We start from the raw sequence: 24,987 nt of genomic DNA, 5'->3' as shown, positions 1-24,987 counted from the left end.
TATGACAGCTGCAGAACAGCGTACTCGTACGGCAACCGGCAGGGTTGTAAGCAACAAAATGGACAAGACCATCACGGTTCTGATTGAGCGTAGGGTTAAGCACCCTGTGTACGGTAAGTACATCACGCGTTCATCGAAAATCCACGCGCACGATGAGCAGAACAGCTGCAACATCGGCGACACAGTGACGGTTTCTGAGTCTCGTCCGCTGTCCAAGACCAAGACCTGGCAGTTGGTAGAGATCGTAGAAGCCGCCACAGCGGTTTAAGCGCACAGTAGCGGCTGCGGTCGCAGTTTGGAGTAAAAGATGATTCAGACACAGTCATATTTGGAAGTCGCAGACAACAGTGGTGCGCGCCGTGTGATGTGCATCAAGGTGCTGGGCGGTTCCAAGCGCCGTTATGCCCGCGTAGGTGACCTGATCAAGGTGACCGTTAAGGAAGCGATTCCCCGGGGCAAGGTTAAAAAGGGTCAGGTTATGACCGCTGTTGTTGTGCGCACCAAGAAAGGTGTTCGCCGCGCAGACGGTTCACTGATCAAGTTTGACGACAACGCTGCGGTTCTCCTGAACGCTCAGGAAGCACCGATCGGAACGCGTATTTTTGGCCCCGTAACTCGTGAGCTGCGCGGTGAAAAATTTATGAAGATTATCTCCCTCGCGCCGGAAGTTATCTAGGCCGGGTAATAGGGAAGAGGAAAGGCAATGAAGATCAAGCGCGATGACGAAGTGGTTATCTTGGCCGGTAAGGACAAGGGTAAGCGCGGCAAGGTTCGCAAAGTGTTGGCTGACAACCGTCTGGTAGTCGCTGGCGTGAACATGATGAAGAAGCACACCCGTCCGAATCCGCAGATGGGCGTTGCTGGCGGTATCGTGGAAAAAGAAGCTCCGATTCAGGTCTCCAATGTGGCGATTTTCAACGCTGCAACCAATAAGGCAGACCGTGTGGGCTACAAGGTAGAAGACGGCAAGAAAGTGCGCGTTTTCAAATCCACGGGTGAGGCGATCGACTCTTAAGCCTGGTGCTGACGAGCGAATAGGTAAACGACATGGCAACTTTGAAAGACAAGTACAAGAGCGAGCTCGCTCCCCAGCTGAAAGAAGAGCTGGGTCTGGACAATGTGATGGAAGTTCCTCGCATCACCAAGATCACCCTGAACATGGGTGTTGGTGAAGCGGTAGGTGACAAAAAGGTTCTGGAGAACGCCGTCGCTGACATGCAGAAGATTGCGGGCCAAAAGCCTGTGGTCACCAAGGCGCGCAAGTCTATCGCCGGATTCAAGATCCGCGATAACTGGCCGATTGGCTGTAAGGTCACTCTGCGTTCAGACCGTATGTACGAATTCCTGGAGCGTCTGATCACTATCGCAATCCCGCGTATTCGTGACTTCCGCGGTATCAGCCCCAAGTCGTTTGACGGTCGCGGTAACTTCGCGATGGGTGTGTCGGAACAGATTATTTTCCCGGAAATTGATTACGACCAGGTAGATGCCCTGCGTGGCCTGGATATCACTATCACTACCACGGCTCGTACGGATGATGAAGGCCGCGCTCTGTTGCGTGCGTTCAACTTCCCGCTGAAAGGTTAAGAGGCTTTATAGATGGCTAAGAAATCGATGATCGCGCGCGAGAACAAGCGTACTCGCATGGTGGCCAAGTTTGCTGGCAAGCGTGCAGAACTGAAGGCAATCCTCAAGGATCCCAACGCGTCAGATGACGACAAGTGGAATGCTCAGGTCGCTTTGCAGAAACTGCCTCGCGATGCCAGCCCGGTGCGTCAGCAGCGTCGCTGTCAGGTAACCGGTCGTCCACACGCCGTATATCGTAAGTTTGGCCTGTGCCGTAACAAGCTGCGTGAAGCTGCTATGCGCGGTGATGTACCAGGTCTGGTTAAAGCCAGCTGGTAACGGAGAGAAATAGACTATGAGTATGCAAGATCCTCTGTCAGATATGCTGACACGCATTCGCAACGCGCAAATGGCTGGCAAGGCCCAGGTAGAAATGCCCGGTTCCAAGCTGAAAGCTGCGGTGGCGAATGTTTTGAAGGAAGAAGGTTATATCACGGGCTTCTCCACCTCGGAAGAGGGCAGCAAGCCGCGTCTGAGCATCGACCTTAAGTACTACCAGGGTAAGCCTGTTATTGCCGAGATCGATCGTATCAGCCGTCCTGGTCTTCGTAACTACGCCGGCAAGGGTGAACTGCCCTCTGTGCGCGGCGGTCTTGGAATTGCCATTGTGTCCACGTCTCGCGGCGTGATGACCGATCGCGCCGCTCGTGCGGCCGGTGTTGGCGGTGAAGTGCTCTGCACGGTTTTCTAAGATTTACTGCATTAAAGAGCAATAGACATGTCTAGAGTTGCAAATAATCCGGTCGAGCTGCCCAGTGGCGTCGAAGTCAAAGTTGACGGCAGCCAGCTCACCGTAAAGGGAAGTAAAGGTTCCCTGGAGCTCTCCCTGACCGAGGGCGTGCAGGTCAATCAGAACGACAACGTTCTGAATGTCGCTTATGACAGTGACAAGGCCAAAGCCATGGCGGGTACTACTCGTGCGCTGATCAACAACATGGTTGTTGGCGTAAGCGCAGGCTGGGAGAAGAAGCTGGTACTGAACGGCGTTGGTTATCGTGCCAAGGCATCTGGTAAGAGCGTCAACCTGACTGTGGGTCTGTCCCACCCGGTTGATCACGAGCTCCCAGAAGGTGTCACCGCCGAAACACCCAGCCAGACAGAGGTTGTGGTTAAGGGTATCGACAAGCAGGCCGTGGGCCAGGCAGCGGCTGAGATCCGTGCCTACCGTCCGCCGGAGCCTTACAAAGGTAAGGGCATTCGTTACGCAGACGAGTACGTTCGTCGTAAAGAAGCCAAGAAGAAGTAGGTAAGTTGAGATGAGTGCAAAGAACGATTCAAGACTGCGTCGCGCACGTCGCTCACGCATCCGCATGCGCACCCAGGGCGTTAACCGCCTGAGTGTGCACCGCACCCCGCGTCACATCTATGCGCAGATTATTGCTGCCAGTGGCGACAAGGTGCTGGCGAGTGCTTCCACGCTGGATTCTGATCTGCGTGGTGGCAAGACAGGCAACGTAGAAGCTGCTGCTGCTGTAGGTAAGCTGGTTGCTGAGCGTGCCAAGGAAGCCGGTATCGAGAAAGTGGCTTTCGATCGCGGCGGTTACAAGTACCACGGGCGCGTTAAGGCACTGGCCGACGCAGCGCGTGAAAGTGGACTGGAATTCTAAGGTAGAACTATGGCTTTCAACGATCAAAAGAAGCAGCAACAGGATGGTGACCTCCAGGAAAAACTGGTTCAGGTCAACCGTGTTGCCAAGGTGGTCAAAGGTGGTCGTATCTTTGGTTTTACCGCACTGACAGTAGTAGGCGACGGCAACGGTAAGGTTGGCTTCGGTCGCGGTAAGGCGCGTGAAGTGCCTGTCGCCATCCAGAAGGCAATGGAAGCTGCACGTCGCAACATGATCAGCGTAGAGCTGAACAATGGCACGATCCAGTACCCGGTTAAGGCGAGCCACGGCGCGTCAAAGGTGTACATGCAGCCTGCCTCTGAAGGTACCGGCGTTATTGCTGGTGGTGCTATGCGCGCCGTGCTTGAAATTGCTGGCGTACACAACGTACTGGCGAAGTGCTACGGCTCTACCAATCCGGTGAACGTGGTGCGTGCAACCTTTAATGGCCTGCGCGACATGGCAGCACCCGAAGACGTGGCAGCCAAGCGTGGCAAGTCCGTCGAAGAAATTCTGAACTAATTAGCGAGCTGATCAGTCATGGCTAAAGCAACTATCAAGGTCACGCAGATCAAGAGCACCAATGGTCGCCTGAAGAACCACAAGGCGTGCGTTGCAGGCCTGGGTCTGCGTCGTATTGGTCACACGGTCGAAGTTGAAGATACCCCGTCGGTACGCGGCATGATCAACAAGGTTAACTACCTGGTACGGGTTGAGGATTAAACAATGTCTGAAGTAATGCGACTGAATACCCTGAGCCCCGCGCCAGGTGCCCGCAAAAATGCCAAGCGCGTTGGTCGCGGCATTGGTAGCGGCGTTGGTAAAACCGCAGGACGCGGCCACAAAGGTCAGAAGTCCCGCTCTGGCGGCAAGGTTGCACCCGGATTTGAGGGTGGTCAAATGCCTCTGCAGAAGCGTCTGCCCAAGTATGGCTTCTCTTCCCGTATTGGTCGCACCACTGCGCAAGTTCGTCTCGGTGAGTTGAACAAGGTAGATGGCGATACTGTAGATCTGGCGGCACTTAAAGCGGCTGACCTGGTCAAAGAGAACGTGACACGCGCACGTGTATTCCTGTCTGGCGAACTAAGCCGAGCGCTTACGATCCAGGGTCTCGCGGTCACCAAAGGTGCGCGCGAAGCGATCGAGCAGGCAGGCGGAAAAGTAGAGGACTAAATGGCGACAGGTCAGCTGCCAGGGGTCAATAAGGCAGGCATGGGCGAGCTCTTTGCTCGCCTTCGTTTTGTTTTACTGGCCATTATTGTTTACCGGATCGGTACGCATATACCGGTACCCGGTATAGACCCCGCCCAGCTGGCGGCCCTGTTTAACCAGAACCAGGGCACGATTCTGGGGCTGGCCAATATGTTCTCGGGCGGTGCCCTGGAGCGTATGAGTATTTTGGCGCTGGGCATCATGCCCTACATCTCTGCATCCATCATTATGCAGCTGATGTCAGCGGTAACACCGCAGCTGGAGCAGTTGAAGAAAGAGGGCGAGGCTGGCCGCCGTAAGATCAGCCAGTACACGCGCTACCTGACGGTAGTGCTGGCCATTGTTCAGGCCACAGGGATGACTGTGGGCATGGCCAACCAGGGAATGTCATATGACACTTCGATCCTGTTTTTTGTGATCGCTATTACCTCCCTGGTCACTGGCGCCGTCTTTATGATGTGGCTGGGCGAGCAAATTACAGAGAAGGGCGTGGGTAACGGTATATCACTGCTTATCTTCGCCGGTATCGTCGCGGGTTTGCCGGCGGCGATCGGGCAGTCGCTGGAGCAGGCGCGACAGGGTGAAATCAATATTCTGATTCTCCTGTTTATCCTCGCACTGGCCATTGCGGTGATTTACATGATTGTGTTCATCGAACGCGGCCAGCGTCGCATTACGGTGAACTACGCCAAGCGCCAACAAGGGCGCAAGATGGTCCAGGCGCAGAGCTCGCATCTGCCGCTGAAGGTGAATATGGCGGGTGTGATCCCCGCAATTTTCGCCAGCTCCATCCTGCTGTTCCCGGCATCGATTGCCCAGTGGATGGGTAGTGGTGATGGCGCTGATTGGCTGCAGGATTTGGCCGTGGCTATTGGTCCCGGTCAGCCGCTGAACATCTTGTTGTTCACGGTGTTTATTGTGTTTTTCTGCTTCTTCTATACGGCGTTGATGTTCAACCCGCAGGAAGTGGCTGACAACCTGAAGCGTTCCGGTGCCTTTGTGCCTGGTATTCGCCCGGGTCAGCAAACCGCCAACTACATTGATGGCGTGTTGACCAGACTGACGGTCTTCGGCTCAGCGTACATTGCGCTGGTGTGCCTGATGCCTCAGTTCCTGGTTGTAACGTGGAACGTGCCCTTTTATCTGGGTGGTACCTCGTTGCTGATCGTTGTTGTGGTTGTCATGGACTTTATGGCCCAGGTGCAAAGTCACTTGATGTCTCACCAGTATGACTCGGTGATGAAGAAGGCCAACTTGAAGAATTATGGTGGTTCCGGTCGCATTCGTTAAAGCGCGGTCGGACAACGGAGAGAGTAGAGATGAAAGTACGTGCTTCTGTGAAAAAGATCTGCAGGAACTGCAAGGTCGTCCGTCGCAAAGGCGTGGTGCGTGTGATCTGTAACACCGATCCCCGCCACAAGCAGCGTCAGGGCTGATTCGCTGCTGCTGTTGATTTTTTGAAACGATATCGCTAGAATGCTGCGCCTTTCGCCTCCGGTCCACAAAACTGAGTTAAATCAGGGGCTTGGAGTGCGTGCGTGGGCACGCTATGCGTCAATTTGAGTATTTGGAGAAAGTTGGATGGCTCGTATTGCCGGCGTCAACATACCCGATAACAAACATGCTGTTATCTCGCTGACCTACATCTTCGGTGTCGGCCGTACCCAGGCTAAGCGCCTGTGTGCCGAAACCGGTGTTGCAGAAAGCGACAAGATCGGGCAGCTCACTGAAGAGCAGATGGATTCACTGCGTTCCAAGGTCGCTGAAATGACCGTGGAAGGCGATCTGCGTCGTGAAGTGTCAATGAACATCAAGCGTCTGATGGATCTGGGCTGCAATCGCGGTCTGCGTCATCGTCGCAGTCTGCCGCTGCGCGGTCAGCGCACCAAGACAAATGCACGTACCCGTAAGGGCCCGCGCAAACCGATTCGCAAGTAATTCGATACCGAACAGCGAATCCTTTTTAGTGTAGCTGCGCCGTAGCGCAGTGTTGATATTAAAGTAGGAATTAACTATGGCTAAGCCAGGTGCCAAAGGCACTCGTAAGAAAATCACCAAGACAGTGGCAGACGGCATCGCCCACGTCCACGCGTCTTTCAACAACACCATTATTACTATCACCGACCGCCAGGGTAATACCCTGAGCTGGGCGACGGCTGGTGGTTCCGGTTTCCGCGGCTCTCGCAAGAGCACGCCATTCGCTGCTCAGGTAGCAGCAGAGCGCGCTGGCGAAGCGGCAAAAGAGTATGGTCTGAAAAATCTGGATGTTCGCGTTAAGGGCCCTGGGCCCGGTCGTGAATCTGCAGTACGTGCGCTGAATGCTTGTGGCTACAAGATCAGCAACATTACCGATGTGACGCCTGTGCCTCACAACGGTTGTCGTCCGCCCAAGAAGCGTCGCGTGTAATAGGAAGAAATATCATGGCTAGATATATTGGACCCAAGTGTAAGCTGTCGCGCCGCGAAGGCACCGACCTGTTCCTTAAGAGCGGTGTTCGTTCACTCGATAGCAAGTGCAAACCCGAATCAGCGCCCGGTCAGCACGGTGCCCGTCGTGGCCGCCTGTCTGACTATGGCATTCAGTTGCGTGAAAAGCAGAAAGTACGTCGCATCTATGGCGTTCTGGAAAAGCAGTTCCGTAACTACTACAAGGAAGCGGCCCGCCTGAAGGGTGCAACCGGTGAGAACCTGCTGCAGCTGTTGGAGAGCCGTCTGGACAACGTTGTTTACCGTATGGGCTTTGGCGCTACGCGCGCAGAAGCGCGTCAAATGGTTGCTCATAAGGCCATCCTTGTGAATGGCACAGTGGTAAACATCGCCTCGTACCAGGTGAAAGCCGGTGATGTTGTATCACTGCGCGAAAAGGCCAAGAAGCAGCTGCGCGTTCAGTCTGCCCTGGCGCTTGCAGCACAGCGTGGCGAGCCTGAGTGGATTGAAGTTGACGCCACTAAGCTCGAAGGTGTGTTCAAAGCGGTACCTGATCGTCAGGACTTGTCCTCAGAGATCAATGAAAACCTGATTGTGGAGCTTTACTCCAAGTAATCCGCTTCCAAGTAACGAATACTTAGCTACAGGTGCCCTATGCAAAGTGCTGTTAAAGAATTACTGACTCCGCACAAGATCGACGTCGATCAGAAGAGCGGAACCCGCGCCCAGGTAACTCTGGAGCCGCTGGAGCGTGGCTTTGGCCACACGTTGGGCAATGCCCTGCGTCGTATTCTGCTGTCGTCCATGCCCGGCTGCGCGATCACCGAAGTCGAAATCGATGGTGTACTGCATGAGTACTCTGCCATCGAGGGCGTACAGGAAGATGTTATTGAGATCCTGCTGAACCTCAAGGGTGTTGCCCTTGTGATGAACGGCAAGGACGAGGCTGAAATCACCCTGACCAAAAAAGGTCCTGGCCCGGTAACAGCTGGCGATATTCAGGTTGATCACGATATCGAGATCCGTAACCCGGAGCACGTGATCTGCCACCTGAACGACAACTCAGACATTATGATGCGTCTGACCGTCGCTCGTGGTCGTGGCTACTCGCCTGCGGATTCTCGTGAGAATCCCGAAGAGGAAACCCGTTCCATTGGCCGTCTACAGTTGGACGCTACGTTTTCACCCGTTCACCGCGTTTCCTACGTGGTAGAAGCAGCCCGTGTAGAGCAGCGTACTGACCTGGACAAGCTGGTTCTGGATCTGGAAACCAATGGCACCATCGACCCTGAAGACGCCATTCGTCGTGCAGCGACGATTCTGCAGCAGCAGCTGGCTGTCTTCGTAGACCTCGAGTCTGAGTCCGAATCTGAAGCGCTGGTGGAAGAGGATGAGGTTGATCCCATTCTGCTGCGCCCGGTTGACGATCTGGAGCTGACCGTACGTTCAGCCAACTGTCTCAAGGCGGAAAACATTTACTACATCGGCGATCTGGTGCAGCGTACTGAGGTTGAGCTGCTGAAGACCCCGAACCTGGGTAAGAAGTCTCTCACCGAGATCAAGGATGTGCTGGCATCACGCGGTTTGTCTCTGGGTATGCGCCTGGACAACTGGCCCCCCGCCAGCCTGAAGAACGACGAGCGGGTGCTTAGCGTTTAATGCGCACCCCACCGAATTGCTAGAAAGTGCTGCGATAGCACAGACATTATAGGATTGGAAAAATGCGTCATCGTCACAGTGGACGTCAGTTGAATCGTAACAGCTCGCACCGCAAGGCCATGTTCCGCAACATGACCATCTCGTTGGTTGAGCACGAACTCATTAAAACCACTTTGCCCAAGGCGAAGGAGCTGCGCAGCTATGCGGAGCCCCTGATTACGCTGGCGAAGAAAGACAGCGTGGCTAACCGTCGCCTGGCGTTCGACCGTATGCGCAATAAGGCCGCAGTGGGCAAGCTCTTCAGTGAGCTCGGGCCGCGCTACCAGGCGCGCCCCGGTGGTTACATCCGCATTCTCAAGTGCGGCTACCGCGCTGGCGACAAGGCGCCCATGGCCTATGTTGAGCTGGTTGATCGTCCTCAGCCCGAGCAGTTTGATGGCGACGAAGATTAATTCAGGCCTCTCCATCTCCTGAATGAAAAAGCCGGGCGTTGCCCGGCTTTTTTTTGCCCGCAATTTGAAACGCCTCTCCTGACAACAATCTGGTTGCCGCGGTTTCTCGGGAACAGGATTCAGGCAATGCGGTGACTCCGGCGAATGATCGCGGCCCTACCGGACGCGGCCCGACCGGACGCGGCCCGACCGATATGTCTCCAGTCCTGATATGCTTCACGAAACACGGGAGACAGACATGGCTGACACACAGATTGTTGCAGAGGGGCTGTACTTCGGAGAGGGGCCACGTTGGCACGCCGGTCGCCTTTGGTTCAGTGATTTCTACGATCATGCGGTGAAGTCTATGGGCACCAGCGGTGATGTTCGCACTGAGCATACCTTTGACGACCAGCCATCTGGCCTTGGGTGGCTGCCCGACGGGGCTCTATTAGTGGTCGCTATGCAGCGGCTGCAGGTTTTGCGCGAAACACCAACCGGATTTGTGGTGCATGCGGACCTTACAGACTTGGCGCGCTTTATGTGCAACGACATGACTGTCGACAACCAGGGTAGGGCCTGGGTGGGCAATTTTGGCTTTGATCTGGATACCGCCATCCGCAGTCAGGGCATGGAGCGCGTGCTGGCCGATGTTTCCACCACCAACCTCGTGAGAGTCGATCCCGATGGCAGTGCTCACTGTGCCGCTGCCGATATGGCGTTTCCCAATGGCACTGTGATTACCCCTGACGGCGACACACTGATTATTGCCGAAACACTCGGTGCTCGCCTTACGGCGTTCGATATCACGGCCGACGGCACACTGGCCAACAGGCGGGTTTGGGCGGCACTGGAAGGCATTGCACCGGACGGTATTGCTCTGGATGCCGAAGGTAACGTCTGGGTCGCCAATGCCCTGGCCCCCGAATGTTTTCTTGTGTCAGAAGGCGGACGTGCGGTGAGGCGTGTGCAAACCACGCAAAACTGCTATGCCTGCATGTTAGGTGGAGAGGATGGACGTCAATTGTTCGCGATGACGGCCAAGGGCGCTGACAAACAAGTGGCGACCCGCGAACGTGCGGGCCGAGTGGAAGCTATAGCAGTGGAGAGCCCCGGTGCAGGCTGTCCCTGATCAGGCCGCCTTGCGCCCCTTCTTTGGTTTCAGCATGGGTGCTAGGAATCGCCCGGTGTGTGAGCCCTTCACCTTGGCAACCGCTTCAGGTGTGCCGGTGGCGACAATCTGGCCACCGCCGCTACCGCCTTCCGGACCCAGATCGACCACCCAGTCTGCGGTTTTTACGACATCGAGGTTGTGCTCGATGATGACGACGGTATTGCCGTGGTCCCGCAGTCGGTGCAGCACTTCTAACAACTGCTTGATGTCCTCAAAATGCAGGCCGGTTGTGGGCTCATCCAGTATATAAAGCGTGTTGCCAGTGTCCCGCTTTGACAGTTCTCTGGACAGTTTGACGCGCTGGGCCTCGCCTCCCGACAGTGTGGTGGCGGCCTGCCCAAGGCGAATATAGGACAAACCTACATCCATGAGCGTTTGTAGCTTACGGGCTATCGCCGGCACGGCTTCAAAAAATGCCAGGGCATCCTCAACTGTCATGTCCAAGACTTCGTGGATGTTCTTGCCTTTGTAGCGAATCTCCAGGGTTTCGCGGTTGTAGCGCTTGCCCTTACAGACGTCACAGGGCACGTAAATGTCTGGTAGGAAGTGCATCTCTACCTTGGTGACACCGTCGCCCTGACAGGCCTCACAGCGGCCGCCCTTTACGTTAAAGCTGAATCGGCCAGGTTTGTAGCCCCGTGAACGCGCTTCCTGAGTGCCAGCAAACAGGTCGCGGATGGCGGTGAAAATGCCCGTGTAAGTGGCGGGGTTAGAGCGTGGTGTGCGACCGATGGGGCTTTGGTCAATATCAATGCACTTATCGATCAGATCCAGCCCGGCTATTGCCTCGTGCGCGGCTGGATTGAGCGTCGTTGCGCCATTCAGCTCGGTTGCTGCCAGGGGATAGAGGGTGGCGTTGATCAGCGTGGATTTCCCGGATCCCGAAACACCAGTGACACAGGTGAGCAGACCAATCGGGATCTCCAGCGTGACGTCGTTCAGGTTATTGCCGCTAGCGCCGCTTAGCACCAACATCCGATCGGGGTCGGGTGCATGCCGCTGCGAGGGAATCTCGACTTTGCGTTTGCCTGAGAGGTAGTCGCCTGTGAGGGAGTCTTTGCTCTTGATAATGCTTTTCAGTGGTCCCTCAGCAACGATCTCGCCACCGTGTACGCCTGCGCCCGGGCCGATGTCGATAATGTGGTCCGCCGTGCGGATTGCATCTTCGTCATGCTCCACCACCAGCACGGTATTGCCGAGGTCGCGAAGATGGGTCAGCGTGTTCAGCAATCGCTCATTGTCGCGTTGGTGCAGGCCAATAGAAGGTTCATCCAGGATGTACATGACGCCAACGAGCCCCGCGCCAATCTGCGAGGCCAGTCGAATTCGTTGAGCTTCCCCGCCAGACAGGGTTTCTGCACTGCGGTCCAGGGTGAGGTAATTCAGGCCCACGTCTACCAGGAAGCGGTAGCGTGCACGCAGCTCTTTTACGATTTTGTCGGCAATTTCGCCTTTGCGGCCATCCAACACCAGTTGCTCGAAGTAGGCTTGTGCATCGCCCACGGCCATGCCGGTCACGGAGGGTAGAGTGCGCTCATCGACGAATACGTGTCGGGCATCGCGTCGCAGGCGCGTACCGTGACAGTCAGGGCAGGGCGCTGTCGCCAGAAACTTGGCCAGGTCCTCACGCACCGACTGGCTGTCGGTATCCCGGTAGCGGCGCTCCATGTTGGGAATGATGCCTTCAAAGGAATGCGTGCGCTGGAAGACATCGCCGCGATCATTCACATACGCAAAAGCGATCTCTTCTTTACCGCTGCCGTGCAGGATGACCTGCCGGTGCTTTTTCGAGAGCTTTTCGAAAGGCAGATCGATGTCAAAGTCGTAGTGCTCTGCCAGGGAGCTGAGCATGTGAAAGTAGTACACATTGCGCCTGTCCCAGCCCCGGATGGCGCCTTCTGCCAGACTTGCTTCCGGGTGCTGAACGATACGGCTTTCATCGAAGTACTGCTTGATGCCGAGCCCGTCGCAGGAGGGGCAGGCACCGGCCGGGTTGTTGAAGGAAAACAGTCTCGGTTCCAACTCATCAATGCTGTGGCCACAAACTGGGCAGGCGAAGCGGGCAGAAAACAAGAGGTCGTCGCCATCACCGTCCATATACACCACGGAGGCCAAACCGTCGGTAAGATCCAGGGCTGTTTCAAAGGACTCTGCCAGGCGCAGGCCCAGATCCTCACGCACCTTGAAACGATCCACGATGACTTCGATCCGATGCTTCTTGTTCTTCTCCAGGGTGGGTACATCGTCGAGGTCAACCACAATGCCGTCTACGCGCGCGCGCACAAAGCCCGCAGCGCGCAGTTCCTCGAAAACGTGCAGATGCTCACCCTTTCTCTCGCGGATCACCGGCGCCAGCAGCATCAGCTTGCTGCCCTCCGGTAGCGCCAGCACAGCGTCAACCATCTGGCTGACGGTCTGGGCTTCCAGATTCACATCGTGGTCTGGGCAGCGGGGTTCACCCACTCGGGCAAACAGCAGACGCAGGTAATCGTAGATCTCCGTAATGGTGCCGACAGTGGAGCGCGGGTTATGAGACGTGGATTTCTGTTCAATGGAAATCGCCGGCGACAGGCCCTCGATATGGTCCATGTCCGGTTTTTCCATCATCGATAGGAACTGCCTGGCATACGTGGACAGGGATTCTACGTAGCGCCGTTGACCCTCGGCATAGAGCGTATCGAAGGCGAGGGACGACTTGCCTGATCCCGACAAACCGGTGATCACCACCAGTTTGTCGCGCGGGATATCGAGGTCGATATTCTTGAGGTTGTGCGTGCGTGCGCCGCGGACCTGTATGGTGTCCATTACTGAATCGAGGTGTCCTGAAAGTAAACGTCCCAGTATAGAGCCTCGCCTGATGAGCAGGCAAAGCCGCTGCAAATAAATACGTGGTCAGGCGCCGGGCAGATGCTGTGGTGTTTCCTTACTGGTAAACTAGCACCAATCAACTCTTGAGTTATCCGTGATTACCCGTAATCCCATGTCTCGCGGTGAGCGCAGAGCCGTGCTCTCGCTTGCCCTGCTGTACAGCTTTCGCATGCTGGGCCTGTTTATGGTTCTGCCCCTGCTGGCCCTGTACGCTACCGATATACCCGGTGCGACGCCGATGGCTATCGGATTGGCGCTGGGTGCCTACGGACTGACCCAGGCCGCACTGCAGATACCGCTGGGCTGGTTGTCTGACCGCGTGGGTCGCAAGCCGGTGATCGTTGCTGGGTTGCTGCTCTTCGCGTTGGGTAGTCTGATTGCGGCAGTTGCAGATTCACTCACGGGAATTGTCATTGGTCGGTTTATGCAGGGCGCGGGTGCCATCGCTGGCACCGTTATGGCGCTGGCCGCGGACCTGACTTCCGAAGAACAGCGCACGAAAGCCATGGCCATCATCGGTGCCTGTATCGGCGCCTCTTTTGCGATTGCACTCGTTATTGGACCGCTGCTGGCGGCCGCCGGCGGCTTGTCGCTGGTCTTTTCAGTGACAGCGGGGCTGGCTTTGATCGGGGTCGCTGTTGTTGTGTTTATGGTGCCCAAGCCACCCGCAGCCGTTCAGGTGCCCCAGACCGTGCAGCGAGGACAGGTGCTGGCAATGTTCGCGTCGCCCGCGCTGGCCCCCATCTATTTTGGGGTCTTTTGTCTGCACTACGTGCTGATGGCCAGCTTCCTGGTGGTGCCGGCTGCGATGGAAGCCGAGCTTGCTATCCCGCGCGATGCCCATTGGCAGGTATACCTCCCTGTGCTATTCCTGTCGGTGCTGGGTCTACTGCCTCTTATGCGCCTGGGTGAGCGCTACGGGCGATTACGCCTGGCAATGGCCATCGCAATCAGCCTGCTGCTTGTGTCAGTCGCCGCCCTGGTGTTGGGTGGAGGAATGCTTGTTTACTGGGTGGCACTGGTCGCCTTTTTCGCTGCTTTCAATTACCTGGAAGCCACCCTGCCGTCGCTGGTGAGCAAGCAAGCGCAGCCTTCGCTCAAAGGTACGGCGATGGGCGCTTTTTCCACCAGCCAGTTCCTTGGCGCCTTTTTCGGCGGTGTGGCAGGCGGTGCAGCTCTGTCGGTGGGTGGTCCTGTGGGCCTCGCCATCGCCTGTGTGCTGCCGGGCCTCCTATGGCTGGCGCTGTTGGTCCGTCTCGAGCCTGTGCCTGGCGCCAATAGGGCTGAAACTGCCTGATTCAGAGCGCTTAAAGCCTCTCCCTCTGGTGCAAACGCATGAGCGGATTGCTATAGTCGTGGTTTCTATAATCACTGCTTTGCAACGCGTTTCAGGGGGCCAAAATGGCATCAAGGGGAATCAATAAAGTCATTCTGGTGGGCAATCTGGGTAATGACCCGGAGACGCGCTATACGCAGTCTGGCTCAGCCGTCACCAACATTTCACTGGCCACCTCCGAAACCTGGAAAGACAAGCAGACCGGTCAGCCACAGGAACGGACCGAGTGGCACCGTATTGTGTTTTTTAATCGTCTCGCGGAAATCGCTGGTGAGTACCTGCGCAAGGGTTCCAAGGTGTATGTCGAAGGCGCCCTGCGCACCCGTAAATGGCAAGACCAGTCCGGCCAGGACCGTTACACCACAGAGATAGTGGCCGGTGAAATGCAGATGCTTGATAGTCGCGGCGCGATGGATGGCGCTGGCGGCGCAATGGGTGGCGATAACTACGGGCGGGGGCCTGCTCAGGGCGGGTACGACGCGCCCGCGCAGCAACCCCAGCGTTCAGCTCCCGCGCCACAGCAGCAGGCACCTGCTGCCCCACCTTCTGATTTTCCAGTTGATGACGATATTCCGTTCTGATTTCGGGCACCCGGGAATGTGGAACCCCCTCAACGCAGCGGCATAACTGAATGCGGGTACTTTTGCTGGGTGTCGATTGTGCATTGGGACAAGCACTACAGTCTCATTTGCTACGCTGGGGGCGTCATGAGGTGGAAGCACTGAGCTTTACTGCCAGTCGCTGGAAAAGCGAACGTCAGGCTAAGAAAGCGGTTCGCCGAGCGGAACCCGATGCCATCCTCGATCTACGCTTCCATGCGGCAAACGACGCAGGCGCCCAACTTCGTGATCATGACAGTGATCGCAGCCATTGGTTAGCCAAGGCCTGTTCGCGCGGTGACATCATCTACTTTTTTGTTTCCAGCGACCGCGTTTTCTCAGGTTGGCAGGAGCGACTTTACCGGGAAGTCGATGAGCCAGATGCGGCTGATGAAGCGGGCACCCTCCTGCGAGACGCAGAATCGAGCATCCGGCAAGCCTGTGATTCCCATTTGGTGCTGCGTCTCGGACAGGTGTTCTCCCACCACGGCGACAATGCCTTGACCCAATTCCTGGCGCATTTCGCTGAGGGTGGCGATATCGCTTTGCCCGGCACCCGCATAGGTTGCCCCGTTGAGTCCGGGGAAGCGGCCCGCGTGATGGCCGGTATGCTGGACCAGGTCAGTGCAGGCGCTGAAAATTGGGGCAATTTCCATTACTGCAGCTCGGACCCGACCAACTGCTATGAGTTTGCTGAGGTTGTATTGGCGGCTGCCTCGCAGTACTGGGGCTATGACGCTGAGTCCGTTCGTTTGGCGCTGGCACCGGACGAAGCACCGGTTATCCATCGCGTGCTGGACTGCAGTCGTTTGCGCAATCATTTCGCGATTAAGCAGGTGCCCTGGCGCGGTTTCGTCAGCGCGGCTGTGCGCGCACATTACGACATTGCGCGGCAACAAGAGGAAGAATAGTTATGGCTAAAGCCACAGACGGTGTTTCATTGGGCCTGAACGTCGCAGTGCTCACGGTTTCAGATACCCGCACCGCAGCTAACGATACGTCGGGTGATTTTCTTGCTGAAGCCTTGGCGGCAGCAGGTCACAGCGTCGCACAGCGCTTGATTGTGATTGATGATATCTACCGGATCAGGGCGGCGCTCTCCCAGTGGATCGCAGATGACAGCGTGCATGCGGTGCTGGTGACGGGTGGTACCGGGTTCTCGGGCCGCGACTCGACACCTGAAGCAGCTGCGCCTCTCTTCGACAAGCAGATTGAAGGCTTTGGTGAGGTCTTCAGAGCGCTGTCGTTTGATGAAATTGGGTCTTCCACGATTCAGTCCAGGGCCCTGGCCGGTTTCGCTAACAACACCGTCATCTTTTGCATGCCCGGTTCGACGGGTGCCTGCCGCACTGCGTGGAACGGCATCATCGCCGAGCAGCTGGACAGTGCTCATCGCCCTTGTAATTTCGTTGGGGTACTGAACGCTAGGGCAGGCTCGGCATAGCCGCTGATAAGGACAACACCCGGCGCGCGATATGAAAAAGCTAACCCCTCTGGCTGACGCTCTGGACCATATTCTGGAGCGCGCCCAGCCCATGGACGTGGTTGAAAGTGTGCGCCTGCAGGAGGCATTGGGTCGGGTATTGGCCGCGCCGGTCACTTCCGACATTGCGGTGCCTGGCGAAGACAACAGTGCCATGGATGGGTACGCCCTGCGCGCCAAGGATGCCGGTCAGGCACTGGCAGTCTCCCAACGCATAGCCGCCGGCGCGGTGCCCGAGCCGCTCACGCCTGGGACAGCCGCGCGTATTTTTACCGGGGCCACGGTGCCAGAGGGGGCCGATGCCGTGGCGATGCAGGAAGACTGTGTACTCAATGAGGGTGTGATCACCATCACTGCTGATGTGCGTGAGGGCCAGCACATCCGTCGCGCGGGTCAGGATATCCAGGCCGGCGAACAACTACTGGCGCCAGGCAGGCGTCTGCGGCCGCAGGATCTGGGCATGCTAGCATCTGTGGGCGTTGCCACTGTGCGTGTGTACCGGCCTTTGCGTGTGGCCATTCTTTCCACGGGTGATGAACTGCTGGAACCGGGCCAGCCACTGTCCCCCGGCAAACTCTATAACTCCAATCGCTACACCTTGCAGGGTTTGCTGCAGGGGTTGGGCATGGAAGTTATCGATGGTGGCATCGTCGATGACGATGCGGCCGGTACGCGAGAGGCTCTGTCTCGCGCAGCGGCCTCTGCCGATGTTGTTATAACCAGCGGTGGCGTATCGGTGGGTGAAGAAGATCACGTCAAGGACGCCGTGCGGTCGCTGGGTGAGTTGGGACTGTGGAAGCTGGCTATAAAGCCCGGCAAACCTCTCGCCTTCGGTCATGTGCAGGGCACGCCCTTTATCGGGCTGCCCGGCAATCCCAGTTCCGTTTTTGTGACCTTCTGTCTGATTGCGCGGCCCTACCTGCTCAAGCGTCAGGGGTGTGCTGAAATAGAGCCGCCATCCGTTCGCGCTCGCGCTGATTTTTCGATAACCCGGGTCGGCACCCGTCAGGAATATCTGCGAGCAATTCTATCGATTGATGGGGAGGTGATGCGTGTCAGTGTGGGCGAGAACCAAAGCTCCGGTGTGTTAAGCGCCGTCAGCCGATCCAATGTACTCGCCGTCATCCCACCCGGAATGACGGTTTCGCCCGGCGATACGGTGGAGGTATTTTTGCTGGATCTCCTGTCTGGCTAACCACCGCCAGACAGGACAGGTGAGCGTGCCGCTCAGTCGGTGAACTTCTGGAACACCAGCGACGCGTTGGTGCCGCCAAAACCGAAGCTGTTAGACATGACTCGCTGCAAATCCACGTTGTCGTGCCGTTCGGTAGCGATGGGTAGGCCCTCAGCCTCGGGATCCAAGGTCTCGATATTGGCGGAGGCAGCGATAAAGTTGTTCTGCTGCATTAGCAATGCGTAGATTGCCTCCTGTACACCCGCAGCCCCCAGTGAATGGCCAGAGAGTGACTTGGTCGAGCCAATGACAGGAATGTGATCCTGATCGCTGTAGGCAGTACGTACGGCCTTGAGCTCCTGAATATCACCCGCCGGTGTACTGGTGCCGTGAGCATTGATGTAGTCAATCGGGCCTTCCACAGTGGCCAGTGCCTGCTGCATACAGCGCACGGCGCCTTCGCCCGAGGGCGCAACCATGTCATAGCCGTCTGAAGTGGCGCCGTAGCCCACCACTTCAGCGTAAATCTTGGCGCCTCGTGCTTGTGCGTGCTCCAGTGATTCCAGCACCAACATGCCGCCACCACCGGCAATAACAAAGCCATCCCGGTCAGCGTCGTAGGCGCGTGATGCCCGCTCGGGTGTTTCGTTGTACTTGGTGGACAGTGCCCCCATCGCATCGAACAGACTGCTTAAGGTCCAGTGGAGTTCCTCGCCGCCGCCGGCGAACACCACATCCTGCTTGCCCATCTGGATTTGCTCCATCGCATTGCCGATGCAATGTGCACTGGTAGAACACGCAGAGGAGATGGAGTAGTTCACACCCTTGATTTTGAAAGGGGTGGCCAGGCAGGCAGACACGGTGCTGCCCATCGTCTGGGTGACGCGATAGGGACCTACGCGCCGCAGGCCACGGTCACGGAGAATATCAGCAGCTTCGGTTTGGCTGGCAGAGGATGCCCCGCCGGAGCCGGCGATGATGCCTGTGCGAACGTTGGAAACCTGATCTTCAGTCAGCCCAGCGTCGTCGATAGCCTGCTGCATTGAGATGTAGGCATAAGCTGCCGCATCGCCCATGAAACGCAGCTGTTTGCGATCAATGAGCGAGGGAATATCGATATCCGGTGCGCCGGCTACATGAGAGCGCATGCCAATGTCGATTTGCTCTTGCCGAGTGCTGATACCCGAAGTGCCGTGAAACAGCGATTCGGTGACCGCCTTGGCATCGTTGCCCAGGCAGGAAACGACGCCCAACCCGGTGATAACAACCCGCTTCGTCATTGCCCTAGAAACTCTCCGTTGAAGTGAACAAGCCCACGCGCAAGTCTTTGGCGGTGTAGATCTCGCGACCGTCCACCGAAACAGAGCCATCGGCAATTCCCATGACCAGCTTGCGTTCGATAACCCGCTTCATGTTAATGCGGTATTCCACTTTGGTGGCTGATGGCAGAATCTGGCCCGTGAATTTGACTTCGCCAGACCCCAGCGCGCGGCCGCGTCCGGGGTTACCCCGCCAGCCGAGGAAGAAGCCCACCAATTGCCACATGGCATCGAGGCCAAGGCATCCGGGCATAACGGGGTCGCCGGGGAAGTGGCACTGGAAGAACCAGAGGTCCGGATGGATATCCAGCTCGGCAACAATCTCTCCCATCCCATACTCTCCGCCTTCAGAGCTAATATGACCGATACGATCCAACATCAGCATGTTGTCGGTGGGGAGTTGGGCGTTACCCGGGCCGAACAGATCGCCGTGGCCGCAGGCAACCAATTCTTCCTTGGTATATGAGCTTTGTTGTGTCATGGATTTTCCAGTTGTCGCCCGCATTGCTCAAAACAGTCGCAGGCGGTGAAGGCGCATCAGTTGATGGGGCTGTAAGCGCTGCCATTCTAATGCCTGTGGGTGACAAGTCCAGCCTGTTTCGTGGGTGGCTGGCCATTCGGGAACGCCTTGTTTAACATGGGTACAGCGCGTTATTAGGTGGCAATAATGGCCGTTCGGATGGCACCCACCCCGCAGTTTTCCGTAGCAAGGACCCCATATGTTGATTCCTGTTCTCCTCTCTGGTGGCGTAGGCAGCCGGCTTTGGCCTGTCTCACGAGAGGCTCACCCCAAGCAGTTCCTGCCACTGGCCAGTGAGGCCTCTATGTTGCAGGACACGCTAGCCCGCACTCAGGGTCTGGATGCGGCGGCGCCTGTGGTGGTTTGCAATGAAGAGCACCGCTTTATGGTGGCGGAGCAGCTGCGCGAAATGGCCGTGAATCCGGATGCCCTGATATTGGAGCCTGAGGGCAGGAATACCGCCCCCGCGGTCGCACTGGCTGCGCTGCGTGCTTTGGAGGCGGACGCAGAGTCTGTCTTGCTGGTGCTGCCAGCGGATCATGTGATCACCGATCCTGACGCATTTGTTGCCGCAGTGGCCAAGGCCCTGCCGCAGGCGCAGGCAGGCCGCTTGATGACCTTCGGCGTGGTCCCCACTCAGCCGGAGACGGGTTACGGCTACATAAAATGCGGTGAGGCTCTGGCGGACGATTTGTTCGATTTGGAGCAATTTGTAGAGAAGCCCGACGCTGAGACGGCTGCGGCATACCTTGCCAGCGGCGACTACCTGTGGAACAGCGGCATGTTCCTGCTCAATGCCTCCACCTATATGAAGGAATTGGACGCTCAGGCGCCGGCTATGGCTGAGCAGTGTCGTGCAGCCATGGCAACAGCCGTACGGGATATGGATTTCGTGCGACCTGATGCTGCGGCATTTCGAGCTTGCCCCAGTGACAGCATCGACTATGCCGTCATGGAGAAAACCGCGCTGGGCGGTGTGGTTTCACTGGACTGCGGCTGGAGCGATGTGGGCGCATGGTCGGCCCTGTGGGACGTTGGTGCGCGTGACGACAGCGGTAATGTCAGTAAGGGCGACGTTGTTTTGGAAGACAGCACCAACAGCTATTTTCGCAGTGAATCCAGGCTGGTCGCGGCAGCAGGCGTCAGTGATTTAGTTGTCGTGGAAACTGCTGATGCCGTGTTGGTCGCAGACCGGGACCGGGTCCAGGACGTAAAGAAGATTGTTAATCGCCTGAAGCGCGAAGAGCGCAGCGAGGCGTCTCTGCATCATCGCGTGTTCCGTCCCTGGGGCTCCTACGAATCTCTGATCGTTTCTGAGCGCTTTCAGGTCAAGCGCATAGTCGTTAACCCGGGTCAAACCCTGTCCCTGCAAATGCACCATCACCGTGCTGAGCACTGGATTGTGGTAGCCGGAACAGCGGAGGTGACCTGCGAGGATAAGGTGTTCATGCTGGGCGAAGACGAATCCACCTATATTCCCTTGGGCCACAAGCACCGCCTGGCTAATCCGGGTCGTATCCCGTTGGAGTTGATCGAGGTGCAGTCGGGTACCTATCTAGGCGAGGATGACATCGTTCGCTTTGAAGATGTTTATGGTCGCAGCAGTTAAGGCGCAGTCGCGCTCAGCGAGAGAAGGAGAGTTCGCGTAATGATCAAGAAATGCCTGTTCCCGGTGGCCGGTTATGGCACCCGGTTCCTCCCCGCCACCAAGAGCATGCCCAAGGAGATGCTGCCGGTGGTGAACAAGCCACTGGTGCAGTACGGCGTTGAAGAAGCGATTGAGGCGGGCATGCGCAATTGTGCGCTGGTTACCGGGCGCGGCAAACGTGCCATCGCCGACCACTTTGATATTTCTTACGAATTGGAACATCAGATCTCAGGCACCGGTAAGGAAACCTACCTGAACAGTATTCGCGATGTACTGGATCAGGGGGTGTTCACCATGGTGCGCCAGCGTGAAATGAAGGGCCTGGGCCATGCCATTCTCACCGGCGAACCGCTCATTGGTAACGAGCCTTTCGGCGTTCTTTTATCGGACGACCTCTGCCTGAACGACGGTGCCGGCGTATTGGCGCAAATGGCGGAGCTGTATAACCAGTTTCGTTGCTCAATTGTGGCGATCCAGGAAGTCCCCGTGGACGAAGTGCACAAATACGGTGTGATCGCCGGTGAGAGCCTCAAGGACGGCATCTATAGAGTCGATGAGATGGTCGAGAAGCCCGATGCCGCCGATGCGCCCTCGAACCTGGCGATCATTGGTCGCTACATTCTGACCCCGGATATTTTTGACATCATTCGTGATACCCCGCCGGGTGCTAATGGCGAGGTGCAACTGACCGATGCACTGCAAACACAGGCGCGCAAGGGCTGCGTGATGGCTTACAAATTCCAGGGTCGGCGCTTCGACTGCGGCAGCGTGCCTGGTTTCGTGGAAGCCACAAACTTCGTTTACGAAAACTACTACGGCAAGGACTGATTCGGTGGAGAAGATTACCTGTTTCAAGGCTTACGATGTGCGTGGCCGGATTCCGGATCAACTCAATGAGGACATTGCCTATCGAATAGGGCGGGCCTATGCCGAAGTGATCAAGCCGAAGCGCGTGGTGGTGGGGCACGATATTCGTCTTACCAGCGAAGCGATCAAGGGCGCATTGAGTAACGGTCTGCGTGATCAGGGCGTAGACGTATTCGATATCGGCCTGTGCGGCACCGAAGAGATTTACTTCGCCACGTCCCACGCCAAAATGGATGGCGGTATCGCCGTCACTGCCAGTCACAATCCCAAGGATTACAACGGCATGAAGTTCGTGCGCGAAGGCTCCAAGCCTATCAGCGGCGATACCGGGCTGTTTGATATTCAGGCCCTTGCCGAGCGCAATGACTTCACCGCAGCAGCGCAGCGCGGTGAGTTGCACGCGCTGGATACCGACGCTGACTATGTTGCTCAATTGCTGAGCTATGTTGATGTGCCGACGCTAAAGCCACTGAAGATTGTGGTGGATGCGGGTAACGGGGGTGCAGGTCGCGTGATCGATCTGCTGGAACCGCACCTGCCGTTCAGCTTTACCAAACTGCATCATGAACCCGACGGTAATTTTCCCAACGGGGTGCCGAATCCTCTGTTACCCGAAAACAGGGAAGCCACGATCGCGGCGGTTCGTGAACAGGGGGCCGATCTCGGTATCGCCTGGGACGGTGACTTCGATCGCTGCTTTTTCTTTGACCACGACGGCAACTTCATTGAGGGCTACTACCTGGTGGGACTGCTGGCTGAGGCATTTCTGCGGCAGGAGCCCGGCGGTGCCGTTGTGCACGACCCGCGACTGACGTGGAACACCCAGGCGATCGTTGAATCAATGGGCGGCAAGGCTATCGAGAGCAAAACCGGGCACGCATTCATTAAAGAGCGGATGCGTCTGGAGAATGCGGTTTACGGTGGCGAGATGAGCGCTCACCACTATTTCCGGGACTTCGCCTACTGCGACAGCGGTATGATCCCATGGCTGCTGGTCGCGGGACTGATGGCCAGCCGCAATCAATCGCTTGCAGAGATGGTTGCCGAGCGCATGGCGGCCTACCCTTGCAGTGGTGAGATCAATCGCACGATTGATGACCCGCAGTCGGTCTTGCAGGCCGTGGAGTCAGCCTATACGGGCGCCGCCGCTTCGGTGGAGAAGGTCGATGGCCTGAGTATGAGTTTCGACGAATGGCGCTTCAATCTGCGCATGTCCAATACCGAGCCAGTTGTGCGACTGAATGTTGAGAGTCGCGGGGATGCCGCGCTGATGGAGGCAAAAACCGCCGAACTGCTGGCGATGATCGACGGCTAGGGCAGCCAACCCAGCGCCAGGCTAATCTTGTTGCTTGGCGCGGTCGTTCGCGGCACGCCAGGCGGCGATGTGTTTCAGCGTCACGGTATCGAGATCTACCGACGGTCGGGTGTTCTGCATGACCTCATAAATGCTGCCACTGATGTCCTTGCCCAGTTCCACGCCCCACTGATCAAAGGCGTTGATCCCCCAGAGCAGGCTGCTGAAATAAGTGCGGTGTTCATACAGCGCCAGCAATGCACCGAGCGAACGCGGGGTTAATGCATCCATTGTGATCAGGCTGTGTGGCCGGTTACCGGGTATTGCCAGGTGCGTCGCCAGAGCCTGTGCACGTTCCTCACCCGCGCCCCGCGCCAGTAGGCTATCGATGCACTGCTGTTCAGTGCGACCGACCGTCATCGCCCGGCTCTGTGCCAGACAATTGGCCACGAGTCGGCCGTGTTGTTCTGTCATGCCTGTGTGCGTAGTCAGGGGCAAGATGAAGTCGGCGCTGAAGGTGCGTGTGCCCTGATGCAGTAACTGGTGAAAGGAATGCTGTCCCATGGTGCCGGCTGCGCCCCACAGCATGGGTGCACTGTCGCTCTTCAGTTCCCTGCCCAGTACATCCACGCGCTTGCCGTTACTCTCCATCGTCAATTGCTGTAGGAATTCGGGTAAGTAGCCAAGCCCCTCACAGTAGGGGAGTACCACGTGGCTGTCGGCGCCCAGGAAGTTAGTGTTCCAGACCTCCAGCAATGCCATCAGGACCGCGAGGTTTTGCCCGGGGACCGCCGCTTCGACGTGCTCGTCCATCTGCTGCGCGCCAGCCAGCAGTTCAGAGAATGTGTGCCAGCCCAGCGAGATGGCGCAGCTCAGGCCAATGGCAGACCACAGCGAGTATCGCCCCCCCACCCAGTCCCAGAGTGGCAGGCAGTGGTCCTCGGGAATGCCCATGTCTGCTGCTGCCTGAATGTCGGTGGTAATCGCCAGGAAGTGCGCCCCCAATGCAGACGCTTCAGCGCCCGCTTGCAGCAACCAACTGCGCGCAGCCCGGGCATTGGTGATTGTCTCCTCCGTGCCGAAAGACTTGGAGCAGACAACGAACAGTGTGGATTCAGGCGATAAGCCAAGCAGTGCGTCTTGCAATGCAGCGGGATCTACATTCGCCACGAAATGGGCATCTATCTTGCCGTCGAACACCTGCAGTGCATCGTTAACCAGCCGCGGGCCGAGATCAGAACCGCCTATGCCGAGGTTCACGACATCAGTGATCGGCTGACCGCTGAAGCCCGTGTGCCGGCCTGAACGAATGTGCTCAGACCAGTCCTGCATGCGCCGTCGGGTTTCGGCCACCGCCGCGTACTCATTGGGGAGGCCCTCGGGGGCGCTGTTACTGCGCAACAGCGTGTGCAACGCAGGACGGTTTTCCGTGGCGTTAACAGTGCTGCCCTGACGCAGCGCGGCAAAGGCGTCGCGTAACTGGGCTTCAGTTGCGAGCGCCACCAGGTGGGTCAAAATGTCATCGGTAACGGCTTGACGGGAAAAGTCCAGGGTGAGGCCAGCAGCGCTCGCGCTGTAGGTGGTGCTTCGGTCTGGCTGGTCGACGAACAGGGACTCGATGGGTATCGAGCGCATGGTTGCTGCATCTTCAACCAGTTTGGGATAGGCCTTCCGCTCAAAGAGCTGCAGTATGGGCGCCATGACAACGTTTCGCTGTGGGGGGCTCCAGTATATGAAGCGGCT

General features: G+C 57.3%; 32 protein-coding genes. 28 read left to right on the top strand and 4 right to left on the bottom strand.

All coding sequences use genetic code 11. The annotated features are described in order from the left end of the window. Position 1: 1 nt before the first annotated feature. From rpsQ to IE089_RS14590, 19 genes are all read left to right on the top strand, one after another. Positions 2-268, top strand: coding sequence for a 30S ribosomal protein S17 (gene rpsQ, locus IE089_RS14680; RefSeq protein WP_189478588.1), 267 nt, complete (start codon positions 2-4; stop codon positions 266-268). Between the two features lie 39 nt (positions 269-307). Further along, on the top strand, positions 308-676 hold the full coding sequence (gene rplN, locus IE089_RS14675; RefSeq protein WP_189478587.1) for a 50S ribosomal protein L14: 369 nt from the start codon (positions 308-310) through the stop codon (positions 674-676). A gap of 27 nt (positions 677-703) precedes the next feature. Then, a complete protein-coding gene (gene rplX, locus IE089_RS14670) occupies positions 704-1,015 on the top strand; it encodes a 50S ribosomal protein L24 (protein ID WP_189478586.1) in 312 nt (103 codons plus the stop codon). A gap of 32 nt (positions 1,016-1,047) precedes the next feature. After that, positions 1,048-1,587: a 50S ribosomal protein L5 gene (rplE, locus tag IE089_RS14665; protein WP_189478585.1), complete on the top strand. Its 540-nt coding sequence runs from the start codon at positions 1,048-1,050 to the stop codon at positions 1,585-1,587. A 12-nt stretch (positions 1,588-1,599) separates the two neighbouring features. Further along, positions 1,600-1,905, top strand: coding sequence for a 30S ribosomal protein S14 (gene rpsN, locus IE089_RS14660; RefSeq protein WP_189478584.1), 306 nt, complete (start codon positions 1,600-1,602; stop codon positions 1,903-1,905). Positions 1,906-1,921: 16 nt separating this feature from the next. Beyond that, the gene (rpsH, locus tag IE089_RS14655; protein WP_189478583.1) at positions 1,922-2,317 is read left to right on the top strand and encodes a 30S ribosomal protein S8; all 396 of its coding nucleotides are present in this window, start codon (positions 1,922-1,924) and stop codon (positions 2,315-2,317) included. A 27-nt stretch (positions 2,318-2,344) separates the two neighbouring features. Continuing rightward, positions 2,345-2,872, top strand: a complete 528-nt coding sequence (rplF, locus tag IE089_RS14650; RefSeq protein ID WP_189478582.1) for a 50S ribosomal protein L6 — start codon at positions 2,345-2,347, stop codon at positions 2,870-2,872. A 10-nt stretch (positions 2,873-2,882) separates the two neighbouring features. Continuing rightward, on the top strand, positions 2,883-3,233 hold the full coding sequence (rplR, locus tag IE089_RS14645; RefSeq protein ID WP_189478581.1) for a 50S ribosomal protein L18: 351 nt from the start codon (positions 2,883-2,885) through the stop codon (positions 3,231-3,233). A gap of 9 nt (positions 3,234-3,242) precedes the next feature. Beyond that, on the top strand, positions 3,243-3,755 hold the full coding sequence (rpsE, locus tag IE089_RS14640) for a 30S ribosomal protein S5 (RefSeq protein ID WP_189478580.1): 513 nt from the start codon (positions 3,243-3,245) through the stop codon (positions 3,753-3,755). Positions 3,756-3,773: 18 nt separating this feature from the next. Then, complete coding sequence (gene rpmD / locus IE089_RS14635; RefSeq protein ID WP_189478579.1) at positions 3,774-3,956, top strand: 50S ribosomal protein L30; 183 nt, start codon at positions 3,774-3,776, stop codon at positions 3,954-3,956. A gap of 15 nt (positions 3,957-3,971) precedes the next feature. Then, entirely contained in the window at positions 3,972-4,406 is a 435-nt protein-coding gene (gene rplO, locus IE089_RS14630) for a 50S ribosomal protein L15 (RefSeq protein ID WP_189478622.1), read from the top strand. Continuing rightward, complete coding sequence (gene secY / locus IE089_RS14625) at positions 4,407-5,735, top strand: preprotein translocase subunit SecY (RefSeq protein ID WP_189478578.1); 1,329 nt, start codon at positions 4,407-4,409, stop codon at positions 5,733-5,735. It abuts the gene before it with no gap. Between the two features lie 29 nt (positions 5,736-5,764). After that, a complete protein-coding gene (rpmJ, locus tag IE089_RS14620) occupies positions 5,765-5,881 on the top strand; it encodes a 50S ribosomal protein L36 (RefSeq protein ID WP_075998814.1) in 117 nt (38 codons plus the stop codon). 145 nt (positions 5,882-6,026) lie between these two features. Then, the gene (gene rpsM / locus IE089_RS14615; RefSeq protein ID WP_189478577.1) at positions 6,027-6,383 is read left to right on the top strand and encodes a 30S ribosomal protein S13; all 357 of its coding nucleotides are present in this window, start codon (positions 6,027-6,029) and stop codon (positions 6,381-6,383) included. Positions 6,384-6,459: 76 nt separating this feature from the next. Further along, positions 6,460-6,852, top strand: a complete 393-nt coding sequence (gene rpsK / locus IE089_RS14610) for a 30S ribosomal protein S11 (protein WP_189478576.1) — start codon at positions 6,460-6,462, stop codon at positions 6,850-6,852. Positions 6,853-6,866: 14 nt separating this feature from the next. Further along, positions 6,867-7,487, top strand: a complete 621-nt coding sequence (gene rpsD / locus IE089_RS14605; protein WP_189478575.1) for a 30S ribosomal protein S4 — start codon at positions 6,867-6,869, stop codon at positions 7,485-7,487. Positions 7,488-7,526: 39 nt separating this feature from the next. Beyond that, positions 7,527-8,531 carry a DNA-directed RNA polymerase subunit alpha gene (locus IE089_RS14600; RefSeq protein ID WP_189478574.1) on the top strand — a complete coding sequence of 335 codons (1,005 nt, stop codon included), beginning with the start codon at positions 7,527-7,529 and terminating at the stop codon, positions 8,529-8,531. Between the two features lie 62 nt (positions 8,532-8,593). Further along, on the top strand, positions 8,594-8,983 hold the full coding sequence (gene rplQ / locus IE089_RS14595) for a 50S ribosomal protein L17 (protein ID WP_189478573.1): 390 nt from the start codon (positions 8,594-8,596) through the stop codon (positions 8,981-8,983). A 238-nt stretch (positions 8,984-9,221) separates the two neighbouring features. Further along, positions 9,222-10,094: an SMP-30/gluconolactonase/LRE family protein gene (locus IE089_RS14590; RefSeq protein ID WP_189478572.1), complete on the top strand. Its 873-nt coding sequence runs from the start codon at positions 9,222-9,224 to the stop codon at positions 10,092-10,094. On the opposite strand, the gene uvrA is transcribed toward IE089_RS14590, so the two are convergent. After that, a complete protein-coding gene (uvrA, locus tag IE089_RS14585) occupies positions 10,095-12,941 on the bottom strand; it encodes an excinuclease ABC subunit UvrA (protein WP_189478571.1) in 2,847 nt (948 codons plus the stop codon). It abuts the gene before it with no gap. A 157-nt stretch (positions 12,942-13,098) separates the two neighbouring features. Between uvrA and IE089_RS14580 the strand changes: the two genes are divergently transcribed. The 5 genes from IE089_RS14580 to IE089_RS14560 all read left to right on the top strand — a co-directional run bounded on the left by IE089_RS14580 (position 13,099) and on the right by IE089_RS14560 (position 17,617). Then, entirely contained in the window at positions 13,099-14,301 is a 1,203-nt protein-coding gene (locus tag IE089_RS14580; protein WP_189478570.1) for an MFS transporter, read from the top strand. Between the two features lie 104 nt (positions 14,302-14,405). After that, on the top strand, positions 14,406-14,921 hold the full coding sequence (gene ssb / locus IE089_RS14575; protein ID WP_189478569.1) for a single-stranded DNA-binding protein: 516 nt from the start codon (positions 14,406-14,408) through the stop codon (positions 14,919-14,921). 50 nt (positions 14,922-14,971) lie between these two features. Continuing rightward, entirely contained in the window at positions 14,972-15,850 is an 879-nt protein-coding gene (locus tag IE089_RS14570) for a sugar nucleotide-binding protein (RefSeq protein WP_189478568.1), read from the top strand. 2 nt (positions 15,851-15,852) lie between these two features. Beyond that, entirely contained in the window at positions 15,853-16,383 is a 531-nt protein-coding gene (gene moaB / locus IE089_RS14565) for a molybdenum cofactor biosynthesis protein B (protein WP_189478567.1), read from the top strand. Between the two features lie 31 nt (positions 16,384-16,414). Beyond that, on the top strand, positions 16,415-17,617 hold the full coding sequence (locus IE089_RS14560) for a molybdopterin molybdotransferase MoeA (RefSeq protein WP_189478566.1): 1,203 nt from the start codon (positions 16,415-16,417) through the stop codon (positions 17,615-17,617). Between the two features lie 32 nt (positions 17,618-17,649). Here IE089_RS14560 and fabB read toward each other — a convergent pair whose 3' ends face one another. Next, positions 17,650-18,876 (bottom strand): beta-ketoacyl-ACP synthase I, encoded by a 1,227-nt coding sequence (gene fabB, locus IE089_RS14555; RefSeq protein ID WP_189478565.1) that lies wholly within the window; start codon positions 18,874-18,876, stop codon positions 17,650-17,652. Positions 18,877-18,880: 4 nt separating this feature from the next. After that, a complete protein-coding gene (gene fabA / locus IE089_RS14550; protein WP_189478564.1) occupies positions 18,881-19,396 on the bottom strand; it encodes a 3-hydroxyacyl-[acyl-carrier-protein] dehydratase FabA in 516 nt (171 codons plus the stop codon). Here fabA and IE089_RS14545 point away from each other — a divergent pair. The 4 genes from IE089_RS14545 (at position 19,390) to IE089_RS14530 (ending at position 23,265) form a co-directional block, all read left to right on the top strand. Next, positions 19,390-19,551, top strand: a complete 162-nt coding sequence (locus tag IE089_RS14545; protein ID WP_189478563.1) for a hypothetical protein — start codon at positions 19,390-19,392, stop codon at positions 19,549-19,551. The two genes, fabA and IE089_RS14545, sit on opposite strands and share 7 nt — an antisense overlap. A gap of 83 nt (positions 19,552-19,634) precedes the next feature. After that, positions 19,635-21,044 (top strand): mannose-1-phosphate guanylyltransferase/mannose-6-phosphate isomerase, encoded by a 1,410-nt coding sequence (locus tag IE089_RS14540; protein ID WP_189478562.1) that lies wholly within the window; start codon positions 19,635-19,637, stop codon positions 21,042-21,044. Positions 21,045-21,083: 39 nt separating this feature from the next. Further along, on the top strand, positions 21,084-21,911 hold the full coding sequence (gene galU, locus IE089_RS14535) for a UTP--glucose-1-phosphate uridylyltransferase GalU (protein ID WP_189478561.1): 828 nt from the start codon (positions 21,084-21,086) through the stop codon (positions 21,909-21,911). A gap of 4 nt (positions 21,912-21,915) precedes the next feature. Then, positions 21,916-23,265, top strand: coding sequence for a phosphohexomutase domain-containing protein (locus tag IE089_RS14530; protein ID WP_189478560.1), 1,350 nt, complete (start codon positions 21,916-21,918; stop codon positions 23,263-23,265). Between the two features lie 21 nt (positions 23,266-23,286). On the opposite strand, the gene pgi is transcribed toward IE089_RS14530, so the two are convergent. Beyond that, positions 23,287-24,945, bottom strand: coding sequence for a glucose-6-phosphate isomerase (gene pgi / locus IE089_RS14525; protein WP_189478559.1), 1,659 nt, complete (start codon positions 24,943-24,945; stop codon positions 23,287-23,289). Between the last annotated feature and the right edge of the window lie 42 nt (positions 24,946-24,987).

The sequence above is a fragment of the Parahalioglobus pacificus genome (assembly GCF_014652275.1).
GTDB lineage: Bacteria > Pseudomonadota > Gammaproteobacteria > Pseudomonadales > Halieaceae > Parahalioglobus > Parahalioglobus pacificus.
Note: the sequence above shows the minus strand (reverse complement) of the source record. Positions and strands in the feature narration are given on the sequence as shown.

Excerpts from the sequence above, each read along its gene's own strand:
- galU (WP_189478561.1), top strand. The coding sequence starts at position 21,084 with ATGATCAAGAAATGCCTGTTCCCGGTGGCCGGTTATGGCACCCGGTTC.
- rplN (WP_189478587.1), top strand. The coding sequence starts at position 308 with ATGATTCAGACACAGTCATATTTGGAAGTCGCAGACAACAGTGGTGCG.
- ssb (WP_189478569.1), top strand. The coding sequence starts at position 14,406 with ATGGCATCAAGGGGAATCAATAAAGTCATTCTGGTGGGCAATCTGGGT.
- rplE (WP_189478585.1), top strand. The coding sequence starts at position 1,048 with ATGGCAACTTTGAAAGACAAGTACAAGAGCGAGCTCGCTCCCCAGCTG.
- rpmJ (WP_075998814.1), top strand. The coding sequence starts at position 5,765 with ATGAAAGTACGTGCTTCTGTGAAAAAGATCTGCAGGAACTGCAAGGTC.
- moaB (WP_189478567.1), top strand. The coding sequence starts at position 15,853 with ATGGCTAAAGCCACAGACGGTGTTTCATTGGGCCTGAACGTCGCAGTG.
- rplR (WP_189478581.1), top strand. The coding sequence starts at position 2,883 with ATGAGTGCAAAGAACGATTCAAGACTGCGTCGCGCACGTCGCTCACGC.
- IE089_RS14560 (WP_189478566.1), top strand. The coding sequence starts at position 16,415 with ATGAAAAAGCTAACCCCTCTGGCTGACGCTCTGGACCATATTCTGGAG.
- rplX (WP_189478586.1), top strand. The coding sequence starts at position 704 with ATGAAGATCAAGCGCGATGACGAAGTGGTTATCTTGGCCGGTAAGGAC.
- rpsD (WP_189478575.1), top strand. The coding sequence starts at position 6,867 with ATGGCTAGATATATTGGACCCAAGTGTAAGCTGTCGCGCCGCGAAGGC.
- pgi (WP_189478559.1), bottom strand. The coding sequence starts at position 24,945 with ATGGCGCCCATACTGCAGCTCTTTGAGCGGAAGGCCTATCCCAAACTG.
- rpmD (WP_189478579.1), top strand. The coding sequence starts at position 3,774 with ATGGCTAAAGCAACTATCAAGGTCACGCAGATCAAGAGCACCAATGGT.
- rplO (WP_189478622.1), top strand. The coding sequence starts at position 3,972 with ATGCGACTGAATACCCTGAGCCCCGCGCCAGGTGCCCGCAAAAATGCC.
- IE089_RS14590 (WP_189478572.1), top strand. The coding sequence starts at position 9,222 with ATGGCTGACACACAGATTGTTGCAGAGGGGCTGTACTTCGGAGAGGGG.
- uvrA (WP_189478571.1), bottom strand. The coding sequence starts at position 12,941 with ATGGACACCATACAGGTCCGCGGCGCACGCACGCACAACCTCAAGAAT.
- IE089_RS14570 (WP_189478568.1), top strand. The coding sequence starts at position 14,972 with ATGCGGGTACTTTTGCTGGGTGTCGATTGTGCATTGGGACAAGCACTA.
- rpsK (WP_189478576.1), top strand. The coding sequence starts at position 6,460 with ATGGCTAAGCCAGGTGCCAAAGGCACTCGTAAGAAAATCACCAAGACA.
- rpsQ (WP_189478588.1), top strand. The coding sequence starts at position 2 with ATGACAGCTGCAGAACAGCGTACTCGTACGGCAACCGGCAGGGTTGTA.
- IE089_RS14540 (WP_189478562.1), top strand. The coding sequence starts at position 19,635 with ATGTTGATTCCTGTTCTCCTCTCTGGTGGCGTAGGCAGCCGGCTTTGG.
- fabB (WP_189478565.1), bottom strand. The coding sequence starts at position 18,876 with ATGACGAAGCGGGTTGTTATCACCGGGTTGGGCGTCGTTTCCTGCCTG.
- rplQ (WP_189478573.1), top strand. The coding sequence starts at position 8,594 with ATGCGTCATCGTCACAGTGGACGTCAGTTGAATCGTAACAGCTCGCAC.
- rpsH (WP_189478583.1), top strand. The coding sequence starts at position 1,922 with ATGAGTATGCAAGATCCTCTGTCAGATATGCTGACACGCATTCGCAAC.
- rpsE (WP_189478580.1), top strand. The coding sequence starts at position 3,243 with ATGGCTTTCAACGATCAAAAGAAGCAGCAACAGGATGGTGACCTCCAG.
- IE089_RS14600 (WP_189478574.1), top strand. The coding sequence starts at position 7,527 with ATGCAAAGTGCTGTTAAAGAATTACTGACTCCGCACAAGATCGACGTC.
- rpsM (WP_189478577.1), top strand. The coding sequence starts at position 6,027 with ATGGCTCGTATTGCCGGCGTCAACATACCCGATAACAAACATGCTGTT.
- secY (WP_189478578.1), top strand. The coding sequence starts at position 4,407 with ATGGCGACAGGTCAGCTGCCAGGGGTCAATAAGGCAGGCATGGGCGAG.
- rplF (WP_189478582.1), top strand. The coding sequence starts at position 2,345 with ATGTCTAGAGTTGCAAATAATCCGGTCGAGCTGCCCAGTGGCGTCGAA.
- fabA (WP_189478564.1), bottom strand. The coding sequence starts at position 19,396 with ATGACACAACAAAGCTCATATACCAAGGAAGAATTGGTTGCCTGCGGC.
- rpsN (WP_189478584.1), top strand. The coding sequence starts at position 1,600 with ATGGCTAAGAAATCGATGATCGCGCGCGAGAACAAGCGTACTCGCATG.